The 25,662-nt window shown below is 33.8% G+C and carries 20 protein-coding genes; 19 read left to right on the top strand and 1 reads right to left on the bottom strand.

Annotation, left to right across the window (positions count from 1 at the left end; all coding sequences use genetic code 11):
- Nucleotides 1–33 precede the first annotated feature (33 nt).
- The 15 genes from RBH29_RS07965 to RBH29_RS07895 all read left to right on the top strand — a co-directional run bounded on the left by RBH29_RS07965 (nucleotide 34) and on the right by RBH29_RS07895 (nucleotide 17,633).
- Nucleotides 34–561, top strand: a complete 528-nt coding sequence (locus RBH29_RS07965) for a spore maturation protein (RefSeq protein ID WP_306696251.1) — start codon at nucleotides 34–36, stop codon at nucleotides 559–561.
- A gap of 278 nt (nucleotides 562–839) precedes the next feature.
- The gene (gene metG, locus RBH29_RS07960; protein WP_306696250.1) at nucleotides 840–2,801 is read left to right on the top strand and encodes a methionine--tRNA ligase; all 1,962 of its coding nucleotides are present in this window, start codon (nucleotides 840–842) and stop codon (nucleotides 2,799–2,801) included.
- A gap of 53 nt (nucleotides 2,802–2,854) precedes the next feature.
- Complete coding sequence (locus RBH29_RS07955; protein WP_306696249.1) at nucleotides 2,855–3,619, top strand: TatD family hydrolase; 765 nt, start codon at nucleotides 2,855–2,857, stop codon at nucleotides 3,617–3,619.
- A 212-nt stretch (nucleotides 3,620–3,831) separates the two neighbouring features.
- Complete coding sequence (locus RBH29_RS07950) at nucleotides 3,832–4,266, top strand: hypothetical protein (RefSeq protein ID WP_306696248.1); 435 nt, start codon at nucleotides 3,832–3,834, stop codon at nucleotides 4,264–4,266.
- A gap of 294 nt (nucleotides 4,267–4,560) precedes the next feature.
- Entirely contained in the window at nucleotides 4,561–5,622 is a 1,062-nt protein-coding gene (locus RBH29_RS07945) for a 3D domain-containing protein (protein ID WP_306696247.1), read from the top strand.
- Nucleotides 5,623–5,816: 194 nt separating this feature from the next.
- On the top strand, nucleotides 5,817–6,665 hold the full coding sequence (gene rsmA / locus RBH29_RS07940) for a 16S rRNA (adenine(1518)-N(6)/adenine(1519)-N(6))-dimethyltransferase RsmA (RefSeq protein ID WP_306696245.1): 849 nt from the start codon (nucleotides 5,817–5,819) through the stop codon (nucleotides 6,663–6,665).
- 73 nt (nucleotides 6,666–6,738) lie between these two features.
- A complete protein-coding gene (locus tag RBH29_RS07935) occupies nucleotides 6,739–7,884 on the top strand; it encodes a DUF7922 domain-containing protein (protein ID WP_306696244.1) in 1,146 nt (381 codons plus the stop codon).
- Nucleotides 7,874–8,014, top strand: a complete 141-nt coding sequence (locus RBH29_RS07930; RefSeq protein WP_306696243.1) for a hypothetical protein — start codon at nucleotides 7,874–7,876, stop codon at nucleotides 8,012–8,014. Before RBH29_RS07935 ends, RBH29_RS07930 begins: the two co-directional genes overlap by 11 nt.
- A gap of 217 nt (nucleotides 8,015–8,231) precedes the next feature.
- Nucleotides 8,232–8,819, top strand: a complete 588-nt coding sequence (locus RBH29_RS07925) for a hypothetical protein (protein WP_306696242.1) — start codon at nucleotides 8,232–8,234, stop codon at nucleotides 8,817–8,819.
- A gap of 780 nt (nucleotides 8,820–9,599) precedes the next feature.
- Nucleotides 9,600–11,864: a glycoside hydrolase family 48 protein gene (locus tag RBH29_RS07920; protein ID WP_306696241.1), complete on the top strand. Its 2,265-nt coding sequence runs from the start codon at nucleotides 9,600–9,602 to the stop codon at nucleotides 11,862–11,864.
- 364 nt (nucleotides 11,865–12,228) lie between these two features.
- Nucleotides 12,229–12,633 carry a cell division protein ZapA gene (locus RBH29_RS07915; protein ID WP_306696240.1) on the top strand — a complete coding sequence of 135 codons (405 nt, stop codon included), beginning with the start codon at nucleotides 12,229–12,231 and terminating at the stop codon, nucleotides 12,631–12,633.
- 2 nt (nucleotides 12,634–12,635) lie between these two features.
- Complete coding sequence (locus tag RBH29_RS07910) at nucleotides 12,636–15,089, top strand: DUF3656 domain-containing U32 family peptidase (protein WP_306696239.1); 2,454 nt, start codon at nucleotides 12,636–12,638, stop codon at nucleotides 15,087–15,089.
- Nucleotides 15,090–15,106: 17 nt separating this feature from the next.
- Complete coding sequence (dut, locus tag RBH29_RS07905) at nucleotides 15,107–15,595, top strand: dUTP diphosphatase (protein WP_306696238.1); 489 nt, start codon at nucleotides 15,107–15,109, stop codon at nucleotides 15,593–15,595.
- A gap of 65 nt (nucleotides 15,596–15,660) precedes the next feature.
- The gene (gene hflX, locus RBH29_RS07900) at nucleotides 15,661–16,983 is read left to right on the top strand and encodes a GTPase HflX (RefSeq protein WP_306696294.1); all 1,323 of its coding nucleotides are present in this window, start codon (nucleotides 15,661–15,663) and stop codon (nucleotides 16,981–16,983) included.
- A gap of 242 nt (nucleotides 16,984–17,225) precedes the next feature.
- Nucleotides 17,226–17,633, top strand: coding sequence for an NUDIX domain-containing protein (locus RBH29_RS07895; RefSeq protein WP_306696237.1), 408 nt, complete (start codon nucleotides 17,226–17,228; stop codon nucleotides 17,631–17,633).
- Between the two features lie 96 nt (nucleotides 17,634–17,729).
- Here RBH29_RS07895 and lepB read toward each other — a convergent pair whose 3' ends face one another.
- A complete protein-coding gene (lepB, locus tag RBH29_RS07890; RefSeq protein ID WP_306696236.1) occupies nucleotides 17,730–18,302 on the bottom strand; it encodes a signal peptidase I in 573 nt (190 codons plus the stop codon).
- 282 nt (nucleotides 18,303–18,584) lie between these two features.
- On the opposite strand from lepB, the gene dusB reads away from it, so the two are divergent.
- The 4 genes from dusB (at nucleotide 18,585) to RBH29_RS07870 (ending at nucleotide 25,357) form a co-directional block, all read left to right on the top strand.
- The gene (gene dusB, locus RBH29_RS07885; RefSeq protein ID WP_306696235.1) at nucleotides 18,585–19,568 is read left to right on the top strand and encodes a tRNA dihydrouridine synthase DusB; all 984 of its coding nucleotides are present in this window, start codon (nucleotides 18,585–18,587) and stop codon (nucleotides 19,566–19,568) included.
- A gap of 145 nt (nucleotides 19,569–19,713) precedes the next feature.
- On the top strand, nucleotides 19,714–20,820 hold the full coding sequence (pilM, locus tag RBH29_RS07880) for a pilus assembly protein PilM (RefSeq protein ID WP_306696234.1): 1,107 nt from the start codon (nucleotides 19,714–19,716) through the stop codon (nucleotides 20,818–20,820).
- Between the two features lie 215 nt (nucleotides 20,821–21,035).
- Nucleotides 21,036–21,539 (top strand): acyl-CoA thioesterase, encoded by a 504-nt coding sequence (locus RBH29_RS07875; protein ID WP_306696233.1) that lies wholly within the window; start codon nucleotides 21,036–21,038, stop codon nucleotides 21,537–21,539.
- Nucleotides 21,540–22,036: 497 nt separating this feature from the next.
- Nucleotides 22,037–25,357 (top strand): S-layer homology domain-containing protein, encoded by a 3,321-nt coding sequence (locus RBH29_RS07870; RefSeq protein WP_306696232.1) that lies wholly within the window; start codon nucleotides 22,037–22,039, stop codon nucleotides 25,355–25,357.
- The last annotated feature ends 305 nt before the right edge of the window (nucleotides 25,358–25,662 follow it).

Here is a 25,662-nt window from a genome sequence, read left to right as displayed (position 1 = left end):
ATTTTAAAATTATATAAATCAGGAGGACAATATATGGATATTATAAAGGCAATATCTTCATATGCTGTACCTGTAATTTTTGTAGTTATTTTATCGGTAGGTCTTTATAGGAATGTAAAAGTATATGATGTATTTGTTGATAGTGCTAAAGAAGGCATAACAACTGTTTTGAAAATCATTCCTCCACTAGTGGGGCTGGTTGTTGCCGTTGGAGTGTTTAGAGCATCAGGAGCCCTTGAGCTTTTAATCTATGCAGTAAAACCAATTACAGGACTTTTTAATATTCCATCGGAAACACTGCCTCTCGTGTTTATGCGTCCTATTTCAGGGAGTGCCTCATTGGCAATGGTTTCTGACATATTAAAGGAATATGGAGCAGATTCTTTTATAGGAAGAGTTACATCTACAATGATGGGGTCAACAGAAACTATATTTTACACCCTTGCTGTTTATTTTGGTGCTGTGGGAGTAAAAAAAGTTCGATATACCCTTTTGGCAGCTTTAATAGCAGATTTTACAAGTGTGATTGTGTCAGTGTGGATATGTAAAATAGCATTTTAATAGGCTCTATACTGGGGAAATTTAGCTTTAGCTAAACGAGTTCACTAAGTTCACGGTGCATATTATTTAAGTGAATGAAAATGTGGAAGTATTTACATGTTCTAAACTGCAAAACTTTAGTTTCTAGAATTTTCTTCTTCACATAAATTAGATAACCATAAGTTAATATAATAACTTGAAAAAAAGTTTGTAAATATGTATATTAGTATTAATGGAATTTTTAGAGCGTGAATTTTTATTCTGTTTTAGTTTAATTATTATGAGGAGGAGTTTTAAAAATGAGCAGGGAAAAATTTTATATAACTACACCTATATATTATCCAAGTGGTAAATTACATATAGGTCATTCCTATACAACTGTTGCTGCAGACGCAATGTCTAGATATAAAAGGCTTAGAGGCTTTGATGTAATGTTTCTTACTGGAACAGACGAACATGGACAAAAAATACAGAGAGTTGCAGAAGCAAAAGGTGTTACACCAAAAGAGCATGTTGATGAAATAGTTGAAGGAATTAAAAAAATGTGGGATCTTATGAAGATAACAAATGACAGATTTATAAGAACCACAGATGACTATCATGTGAGAGCAGTTCAAAAAATATTTAAAAGATTATATGACAATGGAGATATTTATAAAAGTGAGTACGAAGGATGGTATTGTACTCCATGTGAGTCCTTTTTGACAAAAACTCAGTTAGAAGATGGCAAATGTCCTGATTGTGGAAGAGAAGTTGAGTTGACAAAGGAAGAGAGTTACTTTTTCAAGCTGTCCAAGTATCAGGATAGGTTAATAAAGCATATAGAAGAAAATCCAGAGTTTATACAGCCGGTTTCAAGACAAAATGAAATGATTAATAACTTCTTAAAGCCAGGTCTTGAAGATTTATGTGTATCGAGGACAACCTTTGATTGGGGAGTGCCAGTGACATTTGATAAGGATCACGTGGTTTATGTATGGATTGATGCACTTTCAAATTACATTACTGGGTTAGGTTATATGTCAGAAGATGAATCGGCTTATAAAAAATACTGGCCGGCAGATGTGCAGCTGGTAGGGAAGGAAATAGTACGTTTTCATACAATTATATGGCCTGCTATGCTGATGGCTCTTGGTGAACCACTACCGAAGCAGGTTTATGGACATGGCTGGCTGCTTTTAGAGGGCGGCAAAATGTCTAAGTCAAAGGGAAATGTTGTTGACCCTGTGATACTTGTAGAAAAGTATGGTCTTGATTCCATAAGGTACTTTCTTTTAAGAGAGGTGCCCTTTGGTTCTGATGGAGTTTTTACAAATGAAGCTTTAATTAATAGAATAAACTCTGACCTTGCAAATGATTTAGGTAATCTGGTAAGCAGAACTGTTGCAATGATAAAAAAATATTTCAACGGAACTATACCGGATAAAAGACAGTCAGGTGATTTTGATGATGAATTAATGGAAATGGTAATAAATACACCAAAAAAAGTTGAGGAACTTATGGATAATCTTCAATTTAATCTGGCTCTTTCTGAAATCTGGAAGACCGTTTCAAGGACAAATAAATATATAGATGAAACAATGCCTTGGATTTTAGCTAAAGATGATGAAAAAAAGGAAAGGCTTGCTGCTGTAATGTACAATCTTGCAGAGAGCATTCGTATTATTTCAATTTTAATAGAGCCATTTATGCCTGAAACACCTGAAAAAATATGGACCCAGCTTGGGTTGTCAGATGGTGATGAAACATCATGGGAAAGTTCAAAAAAATGGGGTAGCTACCCTGAAGGTGCAATTGTAAATAAAGGCGAGACATTATTTCCAAGGATAGACTTGGAAAAAGAGATGAAGGAACTTGAAAAAATTGAGAAGAAGGAAAAGAAGGAAAGAGAGAAAAAAGAAAAGGCTTCTAAAAAGATGGAAGAAAGTAACAAAAAAGAACAAATATCAATAGATGATTTTGCAAAAATAGATCTTAGAGTGGGGAAAGTTCTTGAAGCCGAAAAGGTTGAGAAGGCTGACAAACTCTTAAAACTAAAGCTTGAAGTGGGAGAAGAAACCAGACAGGTAGTGGCTGGCATAGCAAAACATTATGATTCTAAAGATATTATAGGAAAATATGTTATAGTTGTTGCTAATTTAAAGCCGGTTAAGCTTCGTGGAATTGAATCCCAAGGAATGGTGCTTGCTGCTTCAAATGACAAGCAGCTGGTTCTTGCAACAGTGGACGGAATGCTAGAAAGTGGATCCAAAATAAAGTAAATTCACCATTCCTGACATTGTTTATATAAAAATATAGTTTATAGGAGAGTATTATGTTTTTTGATTCACATGCACATTATGATGATGAAAAATTTAATGAAGACAGACGGGAAATTATAAAAGAGGCTTTTAAAAATGGGGTAAGCTATATATTAAATGCATCTTCAAGCAGGGAATCAGTACCAAAAGCTGTATCTTTAGCCGATGAATACGAAAATTTTTATGCTGCAATAGGTATTCATCCACATGATGCAAAAGATATGGATGAGGAGTTTATTGAAGTTCTTGAAGATTATGCTAAAAACAAAAAAGTAGTTGCAATAGGAGAGATAGGACTTGACTATTACTATGATTTTTCGCCTAAAAGCATTCAAAAGAACGTATTTGAAAGGCAGATAAACTTAGCAAAAGATATAAAGCTACCTATAATAATACATGACAGAGATGCTCATGAAGATGTGCTAAATATAGTAAAAAATGAAAAAGCTAAAGAGGTTGGCGGGGTTTTTCACTGTTTTTCTGGCAGTGTAGAAATGGCAAAAATAGTTATGGACAATAACTTTTATATTTCATTAGGTGGTACAGTAACTTTTAAAAATGCTCGAAAGGCTGTTGAAGTTGCAGAATATGTGCCTATAGAAAGACTTTTGATTGAGACAGATTGTCCATATTTGGCACCTGAACCTTACAGAGGTAAAAGGAATTATTCAGGATATGTAAAGTTTGTTGCACAAAAGATTGCTGATATAAAAGGTATGGAGCTAGAAGAGGTTGCACAAAAAACAACTGATAATGCAAAAAAAATATTTAAAATATAGTAATTTTCCTCGGTTTTAGTTAAACATGGGAGTTTTAGTTAGAGGAATTTTGGGTTTAGAGTAACCATTTAATCTTTGATACATATAATGAGTATATATTGTTCTTCTTAATGGGAGAAGGCAGTGTGGCTGCTCTATAGCAGTTGAGTAAAAGTTTAATTACAGCTAAAAAGCTGTGATATGTTAAAAGAATATGTATCGGAGGTTATTTTATGGAAAAAAACAAGGTTAATAAAGGTGGGGGAATGCCTGAGCAAAATAGTCCCAATCAAAAAGGTGGAATGACGGATATGTTGCCAAATCCTCAAATGCCTCAATTTCCACCATTACATATGGGGCAAATGCCTAATATGAATCATATGCCTCATCACATGCCCCATCATATGCAACAGCATATGCAACAGCATATGCCTTACATGCCTCAAATGTCGGGTATGCCTCAAATGCCCTATATGAATCAAATGCCGGGCATGTCGGGTATGCCGGGTATGCCTCAAATGCCATATATGCCCATGATGAATTGGCCCATGATGAATTGGCCCATGATGATGTATGGGATGATGCCAAATCCTGATTATGCAGGTATGCATCAGGGAATGTCAAATCCTGATTATGCAGGTATGTACCAAGGTATGCCAAATTTATAATGATAAAAAGAGGGGGGTTTCAAACCCCCCCTCTTTTTTTAGATTACAGAAGCTTGCAAAAACCCTGGGTTTTGTAAGCTTCTGTAATCTAAAAAATTTTTAAAATTTAAGTGAATGACGTTTGAAATGCTAGAAAAGAGCGTATAATTATAATTGGGAAAATATGAATAAATCAATGGTGTGCTTTATATACAAAGGGATTGAGCTGGTATGAAAGAAAGATTTGACAAAAAAAATAATTTGAAATAGAATATCCCTTAGCCCTTAAAATATTTTAAGTAGGAGGATGATAATTTGTCACCATTACTTGGTAAAAGTATCAGGAGGTATGTTTCATTAAAAGCGATTGCGGCAATGATTTTGGCTTTTGTGATATCTATGTCAGTGATTGTTGGGACTAGTGTTTATTTTAGTAAAGATGTGGTTATTAATTATGATGACAGCGTAATTATAGTTCGTACAATGAAATCTACCGTTGAAGGAGTACTGGGTCAAAATGAAATAGAGATAAGTGAACATGACTATGTCAGCTTACCTCTAGAAAGCAAATTACAAAAGAAAAATACCAACGTTATAGATATAAAAAAAGCTATACCTTTAATAGTTGATGTGGATGGGGAAGAAACAACAATAATGACTGTAAAAGATACTGTTGGTGAGGCATTAAAAGAAGAGCCTGTCAATCTTGCCGTTGGAGACAAAATTGAAGGTGCTAGATACAGTCAAGAAGTAGAGGAAGATATGGAAGTGAAGGTTGTTAGAGTGAGTCATAAGTTGGTAGCAGAAGAAAAGTCAATACCCTATGAGGTTGTAGAAGAAGAATGCGGCAACATGGAAATAGGAGAGCAAAAAGTAGTTAAAGAGGGCAGCAAAGGTATTATAGAAGAAGTATATGCAGTTAAATATGAAGATGGTGAAGAAGTATATCGAAGGCTTATGAATGAAAGCGTTATTTCCGAGCCTTCGGAAAAAGTTGTTGAATATGGAACTGTCGCAAGTTATGTTAGCTCAAGAGGAGATAAATTTAGGTATACAGATGTTCTTGATATGAGGGCTACTTCATATACTGCATCTTATCAGTGCACTGGCAAGACACCTGATCACCCGCAATTTGGCATAACTTATACAGGTATAGAGGTGAGACCTGGAATTGTAGCTGTGGATCCAAATGTTATACCACTGGGAACAAGACTATATGTTGAAGGGGTTGGAGATGTTCCTGATTATGGATATGCATTGGCGGCTGATATTGGAAGTGCTGTAAAAGGTGATATAATAGACCTTTACAAAGAGGAGATGGAAGATGTTATAAATTGGGGCGTGAGAGATGTCAGGGTATACATATTAAGAGACTGACTCACTCAAAATAAAACTCCACCTTTTAAAGGGTGGGGTTTCGTTTTAAAAAGCTACGAAAGACTTAGTGAACTCGTTTAGCTAAAGCTAAACGTCGAGGCTTTAGGTGGAGACTCAACTCCATCTTATAGAAGGTGGAGTCTTAGAATAAGATAAAGTAGAAAGAGTTTTAAATCTATACTGGAGATAAAAGTATGCAAAATACAAGAGAAATAATTCAAAAGCACAATATACGTTTAACAAAGTCACTGGGACAAAATTTTTTAAATGATGATAATATAGTAAAGAAAATAGTAGATAGTGCAGATATAACAAAAGATGATGTTGTAATTGAAGTGGGACCTGGGATTGGTACTATGACTTCAGAGCTTGCTAAAAGATCTAAAAAAGTAATAGCAATAGAAATTGACAGATATCTTATTTCTGCATTAAAAGATAACCTGAGCAGTTTTTCAAATGTTGAAATTTTAAATATGGATATAATGAAAACAGATATAAAAACACTTATATCTGACGAGAAAGCTTCAAATATAAAAGTTGTGGCAAATCTTCCTTATTATATAACTACATCCATTATAATGAAATTTTTAGAAGAAGATACTAAAGTAGATATGATGGTATTTATGATTCAAAAGGAAGTTGCACAGAGGATAGCAGCAAGTCCGGGAGGAAAGGAATATGGTGCCCTTTCTGTTGCTGTTCAGTATTATTCAAAATCAAAAAAGGTTTTTGATGTGTCCCCCCACTGTTTTATTCCTAAGCCTGACGTGGATTCTACAGTTATAAAGCTTGTTATCAACAAAGAACCTCCAGTGGAGCTCTTAGATAAGGCTATGTTTTTTAAGACGGTAAGATGTTCTTTTGCACAGAGAAGAAAGACTTTGATAAATGCACTTTATAATGCCGGGGAATTTAATAAGTCAAAAGAGCAAATAAAAAAATTATTAAAAATTATTGAGGTAGATGAAAATGCAAGAGGTGAAACTCTTTCAATTCAACAGTTTGCAATGCTAGCCAATTTATTATTTGAAAACTCTCCTTAATTTTCTTATGAATTTTTTTAAAATAGTAATGTACCCCTCAAAGTGACATATAAATGTGTAGGGGGGGATGTAAATGATTAAATATTATAAAACCTTCTTTATGTTAAAAAAAGAAGACAGGGAATTTAAACAAGAAAAGGATCCACTAGGATATGTAAGAATTGAAGTGAGGGAAGGCAGGGGAAGACTTAGTTGTCATGTTTCTAACTTAAAAACTGAAAATTTAAAATACAAACTTTACATTATGAAAGTAAATAAACAAAACATTGTGCCATTTTGCTTTGGCTGTATCCAGTTAAAAGAAGGAGAAGCAGAATTGCAAAAAAAATTTGAGCCTTCTAATGTTGGAGGTACAGGTATACCAATTGAGTATTTCAATGTTGTAGCTTTGGTGGCAGAATCATTAGATGACGATGATATTATATGTCCTTTAGCGGCCTATAAAAAAGAAAAGCTAGATTGGAAAGGTAAACTTAAAAACTTTTTAAGCAGGCAAAAAGTAACAAAGGAAAAAGACATTTTGGAAAAAGGTAGTTTGGACAAAAAAAATGAATGCGATAAATGTGAGAATATGAATAAAACTTCCGAAAAAGTTAAAAATGACAGTGAAAACAAAATTTTTGCAGATAAAAATTTTAAGTCTTATAAAAAAGAAGTTGAAAAATCTATTAAGTTTGAAAAAGAAAAAAATGATAAAAATGTTGAAATAAAAAACAGTTCAAAAGTTATGGATAAAAGTATCGACAGCAAAGAGAAAAAATCTGAAACCGATATTAAAAAAGAAGGTGAAAAATCTCAAGGTATTGATGTAAAAGAGGTATTTAGTAGGTTAATTGCGGATTTTGACCAGTCTTTTAAAAAAATCAATCCTTTCAGGGTAGAAAGAAAGGATTACAGATGGTGGCAAATAGTTAGTCCTGTACACCTAAACAATATTTTTTACAAACTCAATATACGAATTCCCATACTTTTCAATCCTCTGGTAATGATGGCTCATTTTAAATACAAACATATCATAGCAGGAATATATGAAGATGAAAAAAAAGATTTAAGGTATGTTGTCTGTGGAATTCCAGGACTTTATAGGGTGGATGAAAAACCTTTTGGAGAAATGTGCAGGTGGGCACAGGTTGAGGGAGAAGATTCCCAGTATGGAGCATTTGGATACTGGCTTGTCTACATAAACCCCAAAACCGGAAGAATGTTAAGTGATGATTAAGGAGGATTATTCATGGCTATTAAAATGGAGAAAAAGTCATGAAATAGGAATAGAAAAAATAGATAATTACCACAAAGAATTGTTTAAAAGAATAAAGGATCTTTTAGATGCATGCAATGAAAACGACTGATAAAAAATATTGGAAATACTGACAAAGCTTTTGGAAACTTTGTGAAAAATAAGTGGTATATTAAATAGATAATAATACAAATTAATAAGAAGATAGTTATTAGATAAAAATATTAATATAAAAGTTTAAAAAATTTATTTTTCTATTGGTTTTTCAATCTATATAGTATATTATATATATATAATTATATTTACTGAAAATAAGAGGGGGAAATGTTATGACTTTTTTAAAGGATATTACTAAAAGAGTGTCAAATTCTGCTAAAGTTGCTGCAAAGAAATCAGGTAATATGGTTGAAGCTACTAAGTTGGGGCTAAACATAAACACGGAAGAAGAAAAGATTCAAAAGGCTTATGCTAAAATTGGGGAAAGAATATACAATCTATATGAATCGGAAGAAACAGTAGACAATGAATACAAAGAAGTTTGTGAAGAAATAATGAAATACAAGGAAAACATACAGTCTATGAAGGATAAGATTTTGTTGTTAAAAAACATTAAAATTTGCCCTGAATGTGATGCAGAACTTGAATGTAAAGATGCTTATTGTAATATGTGTGGTGCAAAACAGGAAATACCTGAGGTTTGTTTTGAAACAACCGAGGAAGAAATAATTGAAGGGGACACATTTGAGGAAGAAGAGAAAAAGACAGAAGCGATCAATGAAGAAGTAAATGAGGAAAGAGCAGCCGAGGAAAACAATTTTGAAGAAGAGGATAATAAGACAGAAATAATCAAGGAAGAAACAACTGAGGAAAAACCAATTGAGGCAGGAGAGAATGGTATGGAAGAAATCAAAAAATAATATTATTACTTGCACATAATTATGATGTGTATTATAATAAAAATAAATTGTAATATACAGGTTTGTGTATTATTTTTACATTAATTAGTTAGATAGTCTATTGTATATTTATAATAAATTTATTGATTATCTAATTGTTTTAATGTAAAATAGAACTATAAACTTATATTACAGAACATTGAAAATAAAATATATGGTGCAATTGCTACATGCGTTAAGTTGAAGATTCACTATTCTATTTTTACTATTTCCACTTTAGATTTAAAATTATGAAGCAATAATGTAAGCACAGGACAATGCTACTTTTAAAATATCTTCTATTTGATGTCGCATTTTAAAATGCACGGTTAAAAGCAATTAAAAATTTATTGATGTCTACGTCCAACCAATATATCCATTTGACTGTTCCATATTTATAATCTTTGATGTTTCATGTAGACTTTAATATTGATGTTTTTGTTACACACTGTATTTTTATGTAACAATGCTGGATTTTTACTTTAATGTTGCTAAATAAAGTGTAAGGCATAAAAGCAAGAGTTATAGTGCCTTGGAGTTTTGGGAAAATAGTGAAATTTAAAAGTGAGAGAATTAGAATTTTCTCTAACTTAATTAGTAAAATAAATTTGGAATGTTTGGTTTAGCTTAGTTTTATGATGAGATTGATGCAGAAAATAATATCTGCAAAAAGGGGGAATGGTTTAATTGTGGGTAGACTGCATTGTATCATCGTATAACTTAAAAAATAAACATGTATAAATGAAAGGGGAAGAAGAGAGAATGGTTAAAAGAAAAATGTCTATTTTACTAGCAGTAATTATGGTTGTTAGTGTTATGATGCCACTTACATCATTTGCAGAAATTATGAGGACATCAGAACACTTACCTTATGACCACACACCAACAGGAACTTCATATGAGGATCTTTTTCTAGAGCTTTACGATGACATTGAAAGCAGTGGCTATTATAGTCCTAGAGAGGGAATTCCTTATCACGCACTTGAAACAATGATGGCAGAGGCACCTGACTTTGGACATGTTACAACAAGTGAAGCATTAAGTTACTACGTTTGGCTAGAAGCAATTTATGGAAGGATAACAGAAGATTGGGCACCTTTCAATGAATCATGGGATGTTGTTGAGTATTTAGTTCCTGATGATAGCATTCAGCTTGCTGGTATGACAAACTATAATCCACAGGAACCTGCTACTTATGCAGATGAGCTTGACGACCCTAGTGAATATCCATCTGATTTGGAATTTGGAAGAGCTGTAGGAGTTGACCCTATACATGACGAGTTGTCAAGTACTTACAGTCCAAGCATGTACCTTATGCATTGGCTAATGGACGTTGATAACTGGTATGGATTTGGAGATGGTGATGAAGCTACATTCATTAACACTTTCCAAAGAGGAGAGTATGAGTCAACATGGAAGACAATCCCTCATCCATCAATAGAAGAATTTGAATATGGTGGACCAAATGGATTCCTTGACCTATATACAGGAGACGACGAATATTCAACACAGTGGCGTTTTACAAATGCACCTGACGCTGAAGCTCGTGCTATCCAAGGTGTATACTGGGCTAACAAATGGGCTCAAGAGCAAGGAAATCAAGGAGATATTTCAAATACAGTTCAACTTGCAACACAAATGGGAGACTATACAAGAAACAATTTCTTTGATAAGTATTTCTATGAAATAGGTTCAGGTGCTAGTGGAGATCCAGTACCTGGTACAGGTTATAACAGTGCTCACTACCTATTGGCATGGTATACATCATGGGGTGGCGGAATAGAGTATGACTGGGCTTGGAAAATTGGCTGTAGTCACTCTCACTTTGGATACCAAAGTCCATTCCTTGCATGGATAATGTCAACTCAAGATGATTTCACACCTCAATCACCAAATGCTGTTAGAGACTGGGAAACAAGTTTGGAAAGACAGCTTGAATTATACACTTGGTTGCAATCATCAGAAGGAGCAATAGCTGGTGGTGTTACAAACTCATGGAGAGGTAGATATGAAAACTACCCAGCTGGTGCAGCAACATTCTATGACATGATATATGAAGAAAATCCTGTTTACAAAGATCCAGGAAGTAACACTTGGTTTGGTATGCAGGCATGGTCAATGCACCGTATAGTTGACTTATATCTTGAGTCAGGAAACCAAATGGCAGCAGACTTGCTTGATAACTGGGTACCTTGGGTTCTAGATGTAGTTGATATTGATGAAGATACTGGACTTTTCCACGTTCCATCAGGAATAGATTGGGAAGGACAACCAGATACATGGACTGGAAGCAGATCAGCTAATAGCGGACTTAACGTAATAATTGAATCAAAAGGTCAAGACCTTGGTGTTACAGGTTCACTTGCAAGTTGTCTTATTACATATGCAGCAGGTGTACGAGAGAACACTGGTTCACTTACTCCACAAGCGCAAGAGGCTTTAGACCTTGCTAAAGATATGTTAGATGGTCTTTGGACGTTATATCGTACAGACAGAGGAGTTATGGCTCCTGAACTACGTGGAGACTTCCACCAGTTCTTCCAAGAGATAGACGTTCCAGCAGGATGGAGTGGAACAATGCCTAATGGTGATGTAATTGAGCCAGGGGTAACATTCATTGATATCCGTTCAAACTACTATGACGATCCTATGTATGACACAATCAGATCAGCTTATGAAGCTGGCGAAGATCCAGAAGTATACTTCCACCGTTATTGGGCACAGTGTGATGTTGCAATCGCATTTGGTACAATGGCAGAGTTCTTCCCAGAAGAGACATACACACAAGCTCCTATAGTTAATGGCGATGACGATGATGATGACGACACTGACTTTATGCTTGGTGACATTAATGGAGATGGAGTTATTGACTCAACAGACGCAACAATGTTGTCAAGACTTATACTTGATATACCTGTTCCAGGTGCAGATTTAGATGCAGCAGACATTAATGGAGACGGAAACATTGACACTACAGACTACGCTTTATTGTCAAGACACATATTAGAAATTAGCTTTATAGATTAATTAATAAAAAGAAATAAGGGGGCAAATTGCCCCCTTTTCTTTTTTAGCTGGAAGTATATAAATTTATGAAAATTTTAATTTTATAAATTTTTTATACTGGGGATTGACAAATGGATCCCTCTCCAGATTTAGAAGTAAAAGGCTATAAAAAAGGGGATGGTATAATTATCATTCTCCTTTTTCTATTTTAAAGTTTTAAAACAAAAAAATTAAAGATAAAATTAAAAAAATATAAATTGTGAATGATTTTTATGACGAAATATAGTATAATATTAAAAAATGTGTCTTTTTTATGAGAAATGTTAGAATATAAAAACTCCCTTATAAATTTGAGGAGTTAATTTGCAAAAAGGAGCTGGTATCTGTGTCAGACAAAAACAAGGTAAATGTTAGAATAGCGGGCAGAGATTATACCCTTGTAGGAATTGAATCAGAAGAGTATATACAAAGGGTTGCTCTCTATATCGACAAAAAGCTCAATACAATAATGAAACAGAATAGCAAGCTCAGTACCTCTATGGCATCTGTTTTAACAGCTGTAAATGTAGCAGATGACTATTTTAAGTCACGAGAAAGTATTGATACTTTAAGTGAAGAGTTAAACAACCTGCGAGAAGAAGCTCAAAAACTTAAAGATGAAAACACCAGTCTTTCTAATGAGAATGCAGTTTTAGAGAATAAGAATACCAATTATCAATTGCAACTTGCAAAGAGAGAGGCAGAGCTAAATGAAGTCAGGAATGCATTAAAAAGAGAGAAAAGGGAGTAGTTATGCAAGAAAAAAGTAATGTTGAGCTCCTTGCACCCTGTGGAAGCTGGCAGTCATTTTTGGCAGCTGTTGAAAATGGTGCAGATGCAGTTTATCTTGGAGGGAAGGATTTTAGTGCAAGGCAGCTTGCAGCTAATTTTGATAAAGATAAGTTAATTCAATCTATAAAATATGCTCACATAAGAAATGTGAATGTATATCTTACTATGAACACCCTTATATCAGATAAAGAACTAAAAAGTGCCCTTGAATTTTTAAATGAGGTCTACTATGCAGGTATTGACGGGGTTATTGTACAGGACTTAGGATTTGCAAGAGAAGTTAAAAAGTTTTTCCCCAAATTACATCTACATGGAAGTACTCAAATGACAATATCCAGTCTAGAAGCTGTCAAAGTTCTTGAAGATTTGGACTTTAATAGAGTTGTTCTTGCAAGAGAACTATCACTTGGTGAAATAGCCAATATTTCAAAAAATACTACAATTGAAACAGAAGTATTTGTACATGGTGCTCTTTGTATTTCCTATTCAGGACAATGTCTTATGAGCAGTGTTATCGGAGGCAGGAGTGGAAACAGAGGAAAGTGTGCTCAGCCTTGTAGACTTATGTATCAATTGTTTGATGAAAATGAAAAAGTTTTAGAAAAGTCATATTTATTAAGTCCTAAGGATTTATGCTCATTATATATTTTAAATGAAATGGTTGATACAGGGGTGAAATCCCTTAAAATAGAGGGTAGAATGAAAAGCCCTGAATATGTTGCTGTTGCTGTTAGAGTCTACAGAAAATATCTAAATAAAATTTTGGAAGGGGAAAAAAATTATAAAGAATGTGTAGATAAAAATGATATGAAAGATTTAACTCAGATTTTTAATAGAGGCGGCTTTACCCAAGGGCATCTAAAAGAAAAAACTGGAAAAAGCATGATGTGCTTTGAAAAACCAAAAAACTGGGGAATATATCTTGGAGATGTAATCTCTTATGACAGACATTTAAAGGCAGTTACGTTAAAGTTAAAAGAAGAGTTGTCAATTGGAGATGGAATTGAGGTATGGAATGGGGAAGATAAAAGTCCGGGTACTGTTGTCACATTAATAAAATCTAAAAAAAGAAATGTTAGAAACTGCAAAGCAGGGGAAGTGGCATCAATAGCTGATATTAAAGGAAAAATTTCAAAGGGAGATAAAGTTTATAAGACATCTAGCAGTGAATTAAACAGACGGGCAACAGAAACTTTTACAGGAAAACTGATAAAAAAAATTCCTATAGAAGGTGAGATTGATATTTTCTATAAAGAGCCAGCAGTTTTTACTGTAAAAGATTATTCAGGTAATAAATTTACAGAAAAGAGTACAAAAACTGCTGAGAGAGCAATTAACCGTTCCCTTACAAAAGAAAGAATAATAGAGCAGGCAGAAAAAACAGGGGGAACGCCTTTTGAATTTAAGAAAATAAATATTAATTTACATGAAAATGTTTCACTGCCTGTAAGCGAAATAAACAGATTGAGAAGAAAAGTTTTAGAAGGTTTAGAGACTTGCAGGGCGGATAAATATAAAAGAGTGCTTTTAAAAAAAATTGATAATCTTTCATGTGAAGGGGAAGAAAAAGCTTATAAATACAAAAGTTCTGGCATAGCTGTGTATTTTTATAAATCAGATAAAGATGCTAATTACTACTGTGTTGATGCAGATAGAGTGTATCTTCCCATTAAAATGTTTAGAGATGAAAAAAAACTAAAGATGATTTCTTATATAAAAAAAAGAGTACCGGAAGTTTTTATAAGCATTCCTCCAATAATACGGGGGAATTATCAAAAGCTTTTAAAGTCAAGACTAGATTCTATAGTGGATAGTGGTGTGGATGGTTTCCTTACAGGAAATATAGGGGCTTTAAAGAGGATAGAAAATATAAAAGTGATAGGCGATTACTCTTTAAATGTCTTTAACAGCAGTTCAATTTGTACATTAAAAGAGTTAGGGTTTTCAGGTGCAACGCTCTCTTATGAGATGAATTTAAATCAAATAAAAAATCTTAGAGATCTTAAAGATTTTCAAAAAGAAGTTTTAGTGTATGGGAGAATACCTGTTATGACAAGTCAGCACTGTTCTTTAAATGCTGTAAAAGGTTGCAAAAGTGGATGCAGAGAAGAAAAACTTTATTTAAAAGACAGAAAAGGCATGAATTTTCCTGTTATGCTTGATAATATAGATTGTAGGACTACAATTTTTAACTCAAAGGTTTTACTTTGTACTGAAAATATTGATAAAATAGAGTCAATTGATATGTTAAGGCTTTCTTTTACAGATGAGGAGCCTTCAGATATAAAAAGTATTGTAAATATGTATAGAGATATTATTAAAAATAAGGATAGTGCATTGTCAAAGAATGAGTCTTTAATAAAAAAGATAAAAGAAAATGGATTCACAAAAGGACATTTTTTAAAAGGAGTTTAATATTAGGAGGGGTTTTTTTGAGTAATGTAGAGATATACCTAGAAGTTTGTAGGGAAGATGCAATAGTTCCAACTTATGCAAATGAAGGCGATTCAGGGATGGATGTTTATGCGGCAGAGGATGTTTTAATAGAGCCGGGGCAAACGGCAATAGTTCCTACGGGAATTAAAATGGCTATACCAAAGGGGTATGAGATACAGGTTAGACCAAGAAGTGGAATATCTTACAAGACTCCATTGAGGATATCTAATTCACCAGGGACTATTGACAGTGGATACAGAGATGAGCTTGGGATAATAATGAGCAATACGTCAGAAAAGACAGAGCATTCTGTAATTGAAATTGACAGCAAGGAAAACAAAAAGGGAATATATAAGATAAAAAAAGGTGATAGAATAGCTCAGATAGTACTTCAGGTTGTTCCACGAATTAAATTTACTAGGGTAAACTCTGTAAAAGAAATAGGAACTAATCGTGGAGGAGGCTTTGGCTCTACTGGAGTTTAAAGCACAGGTGGAATTTATGGGGATAAAATGGTAAAGTAATATAAAAAAAGAATAGGGGTGGAAGTATTAATCATCAAGACAATATATTTGAAACCGACAGACAAAAAAAGAATTGGCTTCATAAAAACAACATTGAAAGTGAAAGAGCCATTCTTGTAGGAATGGAAAGTTCACCAAAAGATAAAATTGATGGGATGAGCTATAACGAAAGGTCATTAGATGAGTTAGGAGAGCTTGCAGCCACTGCTGGTGCAGTTGTGCTGGAAAAAGTAATTCAGGTAAGGCAAAAAAGGCATGCAGCCTTTTATGTAGGCAAGGGAAAGGTTGAAGAAGTAAGAATGATGTCTCAGGCTCTCGATGCTAATTTAATTATTTTTGATGATGAACTTTCAGGAGCACAGATAAGAAATATAGAAAAAATAGTTGGGGTAAAAGTGATTGACAGAACCAGCTTAATTCTTGATATATTTTCTCAAAGAGCCAGATCTAAAGAAGGTAAGCTTCAAGTGGAATTGGCTCAGTTAAAATATAGAATTTCAAGACTTGCAGGAATGGGTAAGCAGCTTTCAAGACTGGGAGGCGGTATAGGTACAAGAGGGCCTGGAGAAAAGAAGCTTGAAACTGACAGAAGACATATAAGAAGGAGAATAAAGTATTTAAATTCACAATTAGAACAAATAGAAAAAAGAAGAAACTCTTTAAGAGTTTCTAGAAATGACAGTGATGTGCCTGTCATTGCATTGGTAGGTTATACTAATGCCGGCAAGTCAACGCTTATGAACAAGTTATGTGACGCAGATGTTTTTTCTGAAGACAAACTTTTTGCAACATTAGATCCTACTACAAGGAAATTGGAACTAGGAGAGGGAAAGCATGCATTGCTTATTGACACAGTAGGTTTTATAAGAAAATTGCCCCATGACCTTGTAGAGGCATTTAAATCTACATTAGAGGAAGCAGTTTATGCAGATGTACTTATTCATGTAGTGGATATATCAAGTCAGGAAACAGAGGAACAGGTTCAGGTTGCAAATAATATTTTAAAGGACTTAGAAGCTTTAGACAAGCCTGTTATTATGGTATTTAATAAAATAGATTTGGTTTCTAATCATTCAAGACCTGGAGTAGTAAACAGAAATGGAAAGTGTTTTGAAATTTCTGCAACCAGCGGTGAAGGTATTGATGAGCTGGTAGAAGGTATATTGGAAATACTCCCTCAAAATGAAACTGAGGCAGAGTTGTTTGTTCCATATAGTGAAGGCTGGGTGATTTCTTATTTGCATCAAAACGGGGAAATACTAAAAAAAGAGCACAGAGAAGAAGGTACAGAAATTTTTGCTAGGGTGAAAACTAGTAAAATTGGTACTATAAAAAAGTACTGTAAGTGACAATTGTATATAAACTTATTTATTTAAAAATAGTTTTTTCTTTTTTTCCATAATAATTGAATAAAATTAGCCCTTGTAGTATTATAATATATATAAGACATTTATATATACATTTCAAAATAACAGCCCAACGTAAGAAATGATAAATGCGAACTAATTCTTCCTGAAAAAGGTTTTGAGTCCGTTATTCCTTAGGAAGATGGTATAAATTATCAAGTTTAATACGAAAGGGGTTTTTGGTTATGATTGTTAGGAATTATGCTGGCGGAGTAGTATTCTCAGGGGATAAGGTTCTTCTTGAAAAAAATGAAAAAGACAAATGGATGCTGCCTAGAGGTAAAATTAGTGACGGGGAACTTTCCAATGAGGTTGTAAAAAAGAAGGTAGAAGAAGAGTCCGGTGTTTCGGCCGAGTTTGTTTCAACTGCAGGTCACACAAATTATGAGTACTGTCCAGATTCACGTCAAAACCCATTCTGTAACAAAACAACGTGGTACATAATGAAATCCCAAAAAGAAAATGAAAATTTTTTTAAGGTAGATGAAGCAATGAAACTTATTGAAGAAAACCAAGAAAAGTCTTTGATAAACCTGTCTTTTAAAAAGTACACAGGAAAAGATTCTATGTTTAACAGTCTGTATGGAGAATAAATAGGACTGTTTTTTTATAAAGTTTTATATTCTAAAAAAGTATTAGGACTCCCATGGGAGTCCTAATACTTTTTTAGAATAAGCAAGCAAAATCTATTAAAACTTAAAAAGGTATTTGCCAAGTACATGATTTAGGGGAACAGTTCCAATTTTTCTGCTGTCTTTACTGTGATTGCGATTATCACCCATAACAAAAACATGATCTTCCGGTACTGTAACTTCCCAATTCGCTTGTGATTGATGCATAGGCTCATTGATATATGTCTCTTCTAACACTTCACCATTTCTAATGAGATCTCCATCCTTAAATTCTAAGGTATCGCCTTCTTTTGCTATAATTCTTTTAATCCAGAGTATTTCTTCCTGTTCTCCTGTTAAAAGGTACGAAATAGCATTATACTTAAGGCTATCCATAACATCATCTTTTATTGAGCGTGGTCTTTCTACACGACTATCAATAACAACAATATCACCATAATCAGGTTCACGATTGAAAGTATGCATAAGCTTGTTTATTATTACTCTGTCGTTTTGTGTCAATGTAGATTCCATGGATATTCCCTGAACTTGTGTTGGTTGAAGAACAAAAATGTTTATTGCAAGTCCGCATATAACTGCTATAATTATGTGGAGTGTCCAGCTGAGTATTTCTTTAAGTACTTTGTTCATAGATTGTTACCCCCAGAGTATCTTTTATAATATAATATTATACCATAAATATTGTGAATAATTTGTAAACAAATTTTTTTATCTTGTTCTAAGACGCCACTTTCTATAATGTGAGTTGCTCTTATAAATCTTCAGGTAGCGTTGAGTCTCCACCTGAAGATTTGATATTTAGCTTTAGCTAAACGAGTTCAATGTGCTTCCTTGTCTGAACATCTAAAAAAATATTTAAAAAATATTATTTTTGAGAGATTAATGTGATAAAATATAATGTGGAGGAATGACATGCGTATTGGAGATATTAATTTTAAAAACAATGTTTTTTTAGCCCCGATGGCAGGAGTGACAGATATGCCATTTCGCGTTTTGTGTAAAGAACAGGGTTGCGGTCTTGTGTACACTGAAATGGTTAGTGCAAAGGGGCTTTATTATAAAGATGAAAAAACAAAAAAACTTACCTTTATCGATAAATCTGAAGAGCCTTGTGCTATTCAGATATTTGGTTCAGATCCTAAAATTATGTCAAAGGTTACAGAGCGTTTAAATGAGAGCAATGCATGTATAATTGATATAAATATGGGATGTCCCACTCCTAAAATAACTAAAAATGGAGAAGGGAGTGCATTGATGCTTCAGCCTTCATTGGTAGGCGATATTGTGAAAGAAGTTTCAAAAGCATCTGAAAAACCGATAACTGTTAAGATTCGTAAAGGATGGGACGATACAAAAGTAAATGCTGTTGAAATTGCAAAAATTGCTGAAGAAAATGGAGCTAAAGCTGTTACCGTTCATGGCAGAACTAGGGAACAATTTTATAAGGGCAAGGCAGACTGGGAAATAATAAGAGAAGTAAAAAAAGCTGTGGACGTACCAGTAATAGGAAATGGGGATGTTTTAACATCTGAAGACGTAAAAAATATGCTCTATCAAACTAATTGTGATGCTGTGATGGTTGGAAGAGGTGCACAGGGCAATCCGTGGATTTTTAAAAATATGTTAAAACATTCAGTTAATGATGTTAGTTATGAAGAAAAAGTATCTATGATAATCAAGCATTTCAATATGATGACTGAATATAAAGGAGAATATACAGCTATTAGGGAAATGAGAAAACATATTGCCTGGTACTTAAAAGGTATGTATAAGTCCGCTGGTCTAAAGGATAAAATATTTAAATCAAACTCTAAAGAGGAAATAATAAGATTATTGTATGAATATTTGAAAGAGGATGATATTATAAATATAAAGAAACTAAAACTAACTTTGTAAGTAAGAAAATTCAAAAAAACTTGTTTTGTATTATTTTTATATGTAAGTTCAATTAAAATTATTGATTTTAAAATTCATGGATGATAAGATATAATATATAGGAACAAGATTGGATAAAAATTTATAATACTTAAGGAGTAATACAATGGTGACTATACCTTTCTTAAAAAACAACCTTTTAAGTATTGACATTGGCTTTAGAAACATAAAAATTGTAGAGGTGGAAACAGGCAAAAATAATGAGGTTTTTATAAAAAATTTTGGTATAGCTTCTACACCTAAGGATTCAATCAAAAATGGTGCTATTCGAGATGTTCGTGCTGTTACCAATGAAATAAAGCGAGTTATGAAAGATATTGGTGTGAGGACAAAGAATGCTAAAATAGTAATGTCTGGTACCAACATTATTTCGCGTGTTTTCTTGGTTGAGAATATTCCTGGTGAAAGCTTAGATAATACCGTGAAAATGACTATTTCTCAAAGCATGCCTATAGACTTGGATGCTCACAAAATTGATTACAAAGTTTTAAAAGACATAAAAGATGATGGAGTTCCTAAAGTTAAGGTTTTTGTTACTGCTGTTTTAAAGAGTATTATAAAGAGTTATATAGATATATTGGTTGAGTTGGGGTTAAAACCTATATCAGTAGATATCCCTGCTAATAGTGCGGCAAAGTTTTTCAACAGGGATATAGTAATTTCTGAAAGTGATACATGGTTTAAGAAAAATAGATATGGGAAGCTTGATCAGAGTACATTTGCTGTTTTAGATTTTGGTTCTGAAACAACAATAGTTAATATATTAAAAGACAGAGTTTTAGAATTTAACAAAGTTATATTAAAAGGAAGCAGTAATTTAGATGAAGTTATTGCAGAGAACGCAAATAAAAGGCTGGTTGACGCAGAAAGACTTAAAAAAATTCAAGGGTTAAAGTCTTTAGATTTAAACTCTAGCGAAGAGCAGGAATTAATTCATAACAGCATAAAATCTGTTATTGATGAAATAGTAAAGCAGATATTTCAGTGTTTTGAGTTTTATGAAAAGAGATGTTTTGGAGAAAAAGTCGGGAAGGCTTATATTATAGGTGGAGGTTCTCAGCTTAAAGGTCTTAGTAGATATTTAGAAAGTGTACTTCAGATTCCAGTATATACTGTAGGATTGCTTAGTATAAATGGTATTAAAATAAATGATGGGTTAGATAGTGAGAGACTTAATTACTTGATAAATTCTGTTGGAATAACACTATCTTGATGATGGAGTTTCTAATTAAATATGTATTTTAGATTTTAAACGGCAAAGAATTGCCGTTTTTTTGATACAATATATAAAATGAACTCGTTTATCTAAAGCTAAACATAGAGGCTTTAGGTGGAGTCTTAGAATAAGATAAAGGGAAAAATTATATAGAGGTTAATGAAATTGTAGTATTATAAATACAAGAAATTATATATTAAGGAGAATGATAAATGAGCCAAATTTCAAATGAATATAAAGAAAACAGTAAGGGGAAGACTGCAAATGAGTCTGAAGTTCAAATGACAGAACTAATACTTCCTAACCACACCAATCTTTTGGGAAACCTGTTAGGTGGAAAGTTGATGCATTGGATTGATATTGCAGGTGCTATGGCGGCATCAAGACATTCTAATAAGGTGGTTGCAACTGTAGCATTGGACAGCCTTGATTTTAGGCATCCTGTACGATTAGGAGAAGTGGTAATGTTAAATGCAAGGCTTACTTGGGTGGGTAGAACTTCTATGGAAGTGTGCGTAAAAGTTTATGCTGAAAATATAAAAACAGGGAGCACCATGCTTACAAACAGAGCCTTTATAACTTTTGTAGCTTTAGACGATGATGGAAACCCATCAGAGGTTCCGCCACTGATTTTAAAGACAGAGCAAGAGGGAATAATTTACAAAGAGGCAGAAAAAAGACGTAAATATCGTCTGAAAATAAAAGATAAAGAGTAATTTATTACAATTGTGTTACGAAAGTGTTCGAAATATGCTTTAAAATAGCATTTAAATTTTAATACAAAAAAAGTATAAAAAAAACATTGACTTTATTTCTAATAGTTTATATAATGTAAATACTCAATAAAAATTTGAGTAATTTTTTTGGAACGTAAAGGAAGTATCCCTTAAACTGTGGGGACTAGCAGTTTAAATCTACAAAAACTACTTGGAAGAAGGGATTTTAATCTTGCGTTATCTTATTAAAACATTTCTAGGCTATATTAATAGCAATGTTGAGCTATTATAATAGCGGTTCTAAGTTTTTTATAGTAAATTCATAGTATTTTAAAAATTTAATATCGGGGAGTCATATAATTTGATGCTTTAGCTCTTAGTGTTTTTGTATTTGTAAATATAGACAATAAAGAATGTATTTTGAACTTATGTTTAAAAGTGTAGTTGAAATAAACTAAAAAGCAAGACATTAAAACACATGAAAGGAGCGATTTATTTTGCACAGAAAAATGAGAAAGACCTTAGCTATTTTTACATGTGCGGCAATGATATTTATGATGTGCGGCATAAACGTCGCAGGCTTATCCGCACAAAATCCAGGTGATATTGTAGGTCACTGGGCAGAAAGTGAAATTCAAAACTGGATAGAGAGGGGGTTTATTACAGGTTACGATGATGACACCTTTAGGCCTGATTCAAACATTACCCGTGCTGAATTTGTAACTATTGCTAACAGTTTATTTGGTTACAAAGATGTGGGTATAACATCCTTTAACGATGTAAATTCAGAAGACTGGTTTTATGAGGAAATAGCCAAAGCCAGTGAAATAGGCTACATATCAGGCTACGAAGATGGCACAATGAGACCTAATAACCCTATTACTCGCGAAGAAGCAATGGCAATAGTATGTAACATATTAAGGCGAGAACAGTCAAATAGTACGGTATCACTAGCAGGATTTGCTGATAGTGAAGATATTGCAGATTGGAGCAGAGGCTTTGTAGCTACTGCAGTGGAAGAAGGATATATCAGTGGTTATGAAGATGACACCATCAGATCAGGAAATCCTATAAGAAGAGCAGAGACGGTGGCAATGTTTAACAATGTTGCTACAGAAGTAGTTAATGTTGCAGGGAATAGTGGACCTCAAACAGGAACAGGGACAATCGAAGGAAATCTAATAGTAAGCACATCTAATGTTAATCTCAGTAATACAATAGTTGAAGGCATATTATATTTGACAGAAGGTATTGGCGAAGGAGATGTAAATCTTGATAACGTTACAGTTAAAGGAGATACACTTATTGCCGGTGGAGGTCAGGATTCTATAGTGATTAAGGATTCTAACCTTTCAAATACAGTAGTTCAGAAAAAGAATGGACAGATAAGAGTTGAAGCACAAGGCAGTACAGATGTAGAAAACTTAACATTAAAATCTGGTGCAAGGGTTGAAACAAAAGAACTTACTGGACAAGGGTTTAAGAAAATAGACATAGCAGAAGAAGCTTCAAAGGCAGCAATTGGATTAAAGGGTAACTTCAACGAAGTAAATGTTAATTCAGATTCTGAAGTAAGCTTTGAGGAAGGCACAGTAGAAACTCTTGATATAAGAGCAGCCGCTGAAGTTAACATTGCAGAAAACGTTGTTGTAAACAACCTAAAAGCAAATGCTATTGTAGCTATTAGAGGTGAAGGTACAATTAAAAATGCAGAAGTTAATGTAAGTGGAGTATCTTTTGAAACCCAGCCAGAGGAATTGGTATTAAAAGATGGAGTTACATTAGCAGATGCTTCAGACGATGAAGAGGAAACTACAACTACATCTCCAAGCGGAAGCAGAACAGCATCAGAAACATCACCAACACCAACACCAACGATTGATGATATTATTATTGAAACAGAACCTGAGAATGTTGATGGAGTATATTATGAGGATGACGTTTTGGTAATGATGGAGAGTGCGACAGATGATGTTTCTATATATTACACAGTTGATGGAAGTGAGCCAAGTGCGGATGATACTCGTTACGAGGGAGTATTTGAGGTATCTAATCCAGAGGGTTCAGGTGGAGGTTCCATTACAATTAAAGCTGTTGCAATCAAAGATGGCATGGATGATTCAGACATAGCAGAGCTTGAAATTGTATGGAATCCAAATAGTGAAGCAGAGCCTTCAGACAGTGCAGGATTAAGTGAAGCTCTTGAAGATGATAGCATATCATTGATTACCCTTGATGGATCTAATTATGATGGCAACTTTACAGCTTCTGTTGCATGGCAGACAATAATAGGAAATGATGCTACAATAGATGGTGATTTAACTATAGAAGCAGACGGTATAGCTTTATATGATGTTACTATAGATGGTGATTTGAATGTAGAAGGAGACTCAGTAATTGTTGAAAATGTGGACGTAAATGATGAAGTTACTTTGGCAGAAGGAATAGACAACTTTACGGCAGCAGATACTAATTTTGATGGACTTACAATTGATGGAGGTGGAAGTGAGTCAATCAGGATAAGAGATTCCAATTTAGGAAGCATGAATGTAAATACTCCAGGAGTAAGGACTTCAATGAGAAGAACTACAGTAACGACTGTAGAAGTATCAGAAACAGCAGAAGGATCAAGGATAGAAGCTTTGGGCAATTCAAATATAACAACATTTAATGTAAACGCAAACATTCAACGGGCTACAAGTTCTGAGGCCACAGTTTCTGAGACAACAAAAGCCACAGGTGTAGAAATAGACGAAATTGACATTAGAGAAGTTGAGTTTACTGTAATGGATGATGAAGACGATCCAATTGAAGGAGCAACTGTAAACATTGACGGAGAATTAGCAACAACTGACTCAGACGGAAAAGCAGATATTGAATTGACAGATGGAACATATGACTATGATGTTTATAAGAGCGGTTATGAAAGCACTACAGGAACAATAACTGAAGGGGCTTCAGAAGAAACAGTTACAATGTCACCTAGATCATATACAGTTAGATTTAGCAGCAATGGTGGAAACATGATTTCTGAAGAGCAAAGAAGAGTGACAGTTGTACATGGCAAAACTGTACAATCTCTTCCAGATACTCCAACTAGACTTGGTTATACATTTGAAGGATGGAATACTGATTCTGATGGAGAAGGAACTGAATTTACAGACTCTACAGAGGTAGATAGCAATATGATATTATTTGCTCAATGGGAAGAAGTTGTATTGAGTGTGGCAGACTTATCCCAAAATTATTATGAAGCTGGAGATACAATTTCATTTACAATTAGTGGATTTCCAGTAAATACAGATGTGGTTATTTGTATGCCGATTTTTGTAGGTGAAAGTGGCGGTGAAGATGGGCCATGGGCATCTGATCTTAAAATACTGGATACTATGACAGAGGAAGATGATTTTCTAGCGTACACAGGAACTACAAATGAATCAGGTGAGATAGTTGTAGAAGGGACGGTTCAAGAAGGTTTACCATATGGAGCATTGCATATTACAGCTCAAGGATATGGATACAACATTGACAATACAATAGAATTGCAAAAAGATGGACAACCAGTATTTGTAGGCACTGTACCAGATGAAGCTGTTATTTCTCACACACCACAAGCACAAGGTGCATTACCAACTTCAGTTGTAACAGTAGAACTTGGTGGTGATACAATATCTGATTTTACACTTAAGTTTGATGGAAGTGAATTAGCATCAACAACTGATGGTGAAATAGTAGTTGCAACAGCAGTATTAAGTGATGCAGAAAGATTGACAGTTGAAATTGGTGATACAGATTATGAAGTAGTGATAGGACAATAAAAGAAGTAATTGTTAATGCATCAATTTCATCTAGTAATATTACAGCTTAGTTATCTTTCTATAGTTGATGAGATTGGAAGAAGTATTAACAATAGCAGGTTTATAAGCTATTTAGGAACCAACAAAAGCAGTTTTATTAAGTGCTGTTAATGTCATAACAGATGATGTTTATAGTACATAAAAAGGTTAAAAGGAGGAATTATTCAATGATAGGTAAAGGAAAATTTTTATCAATATTGCTTACACTTGCCATGGTGTTTACTTTGGTGATGTCAGCGACGGTGTATGCAGAGTTTACTGAAGAT

The organism is Herbivorax alkaliphila (genome assembly GCF_030848475.1).
GTDB lineage: Bacteria > Bacillota > Clostridia > Acetivibrionales > Acetivibrionaceae > Herbivorax.
This window is presented reverse-complemented; position numbering and strand designations above follow the sequence as displayed.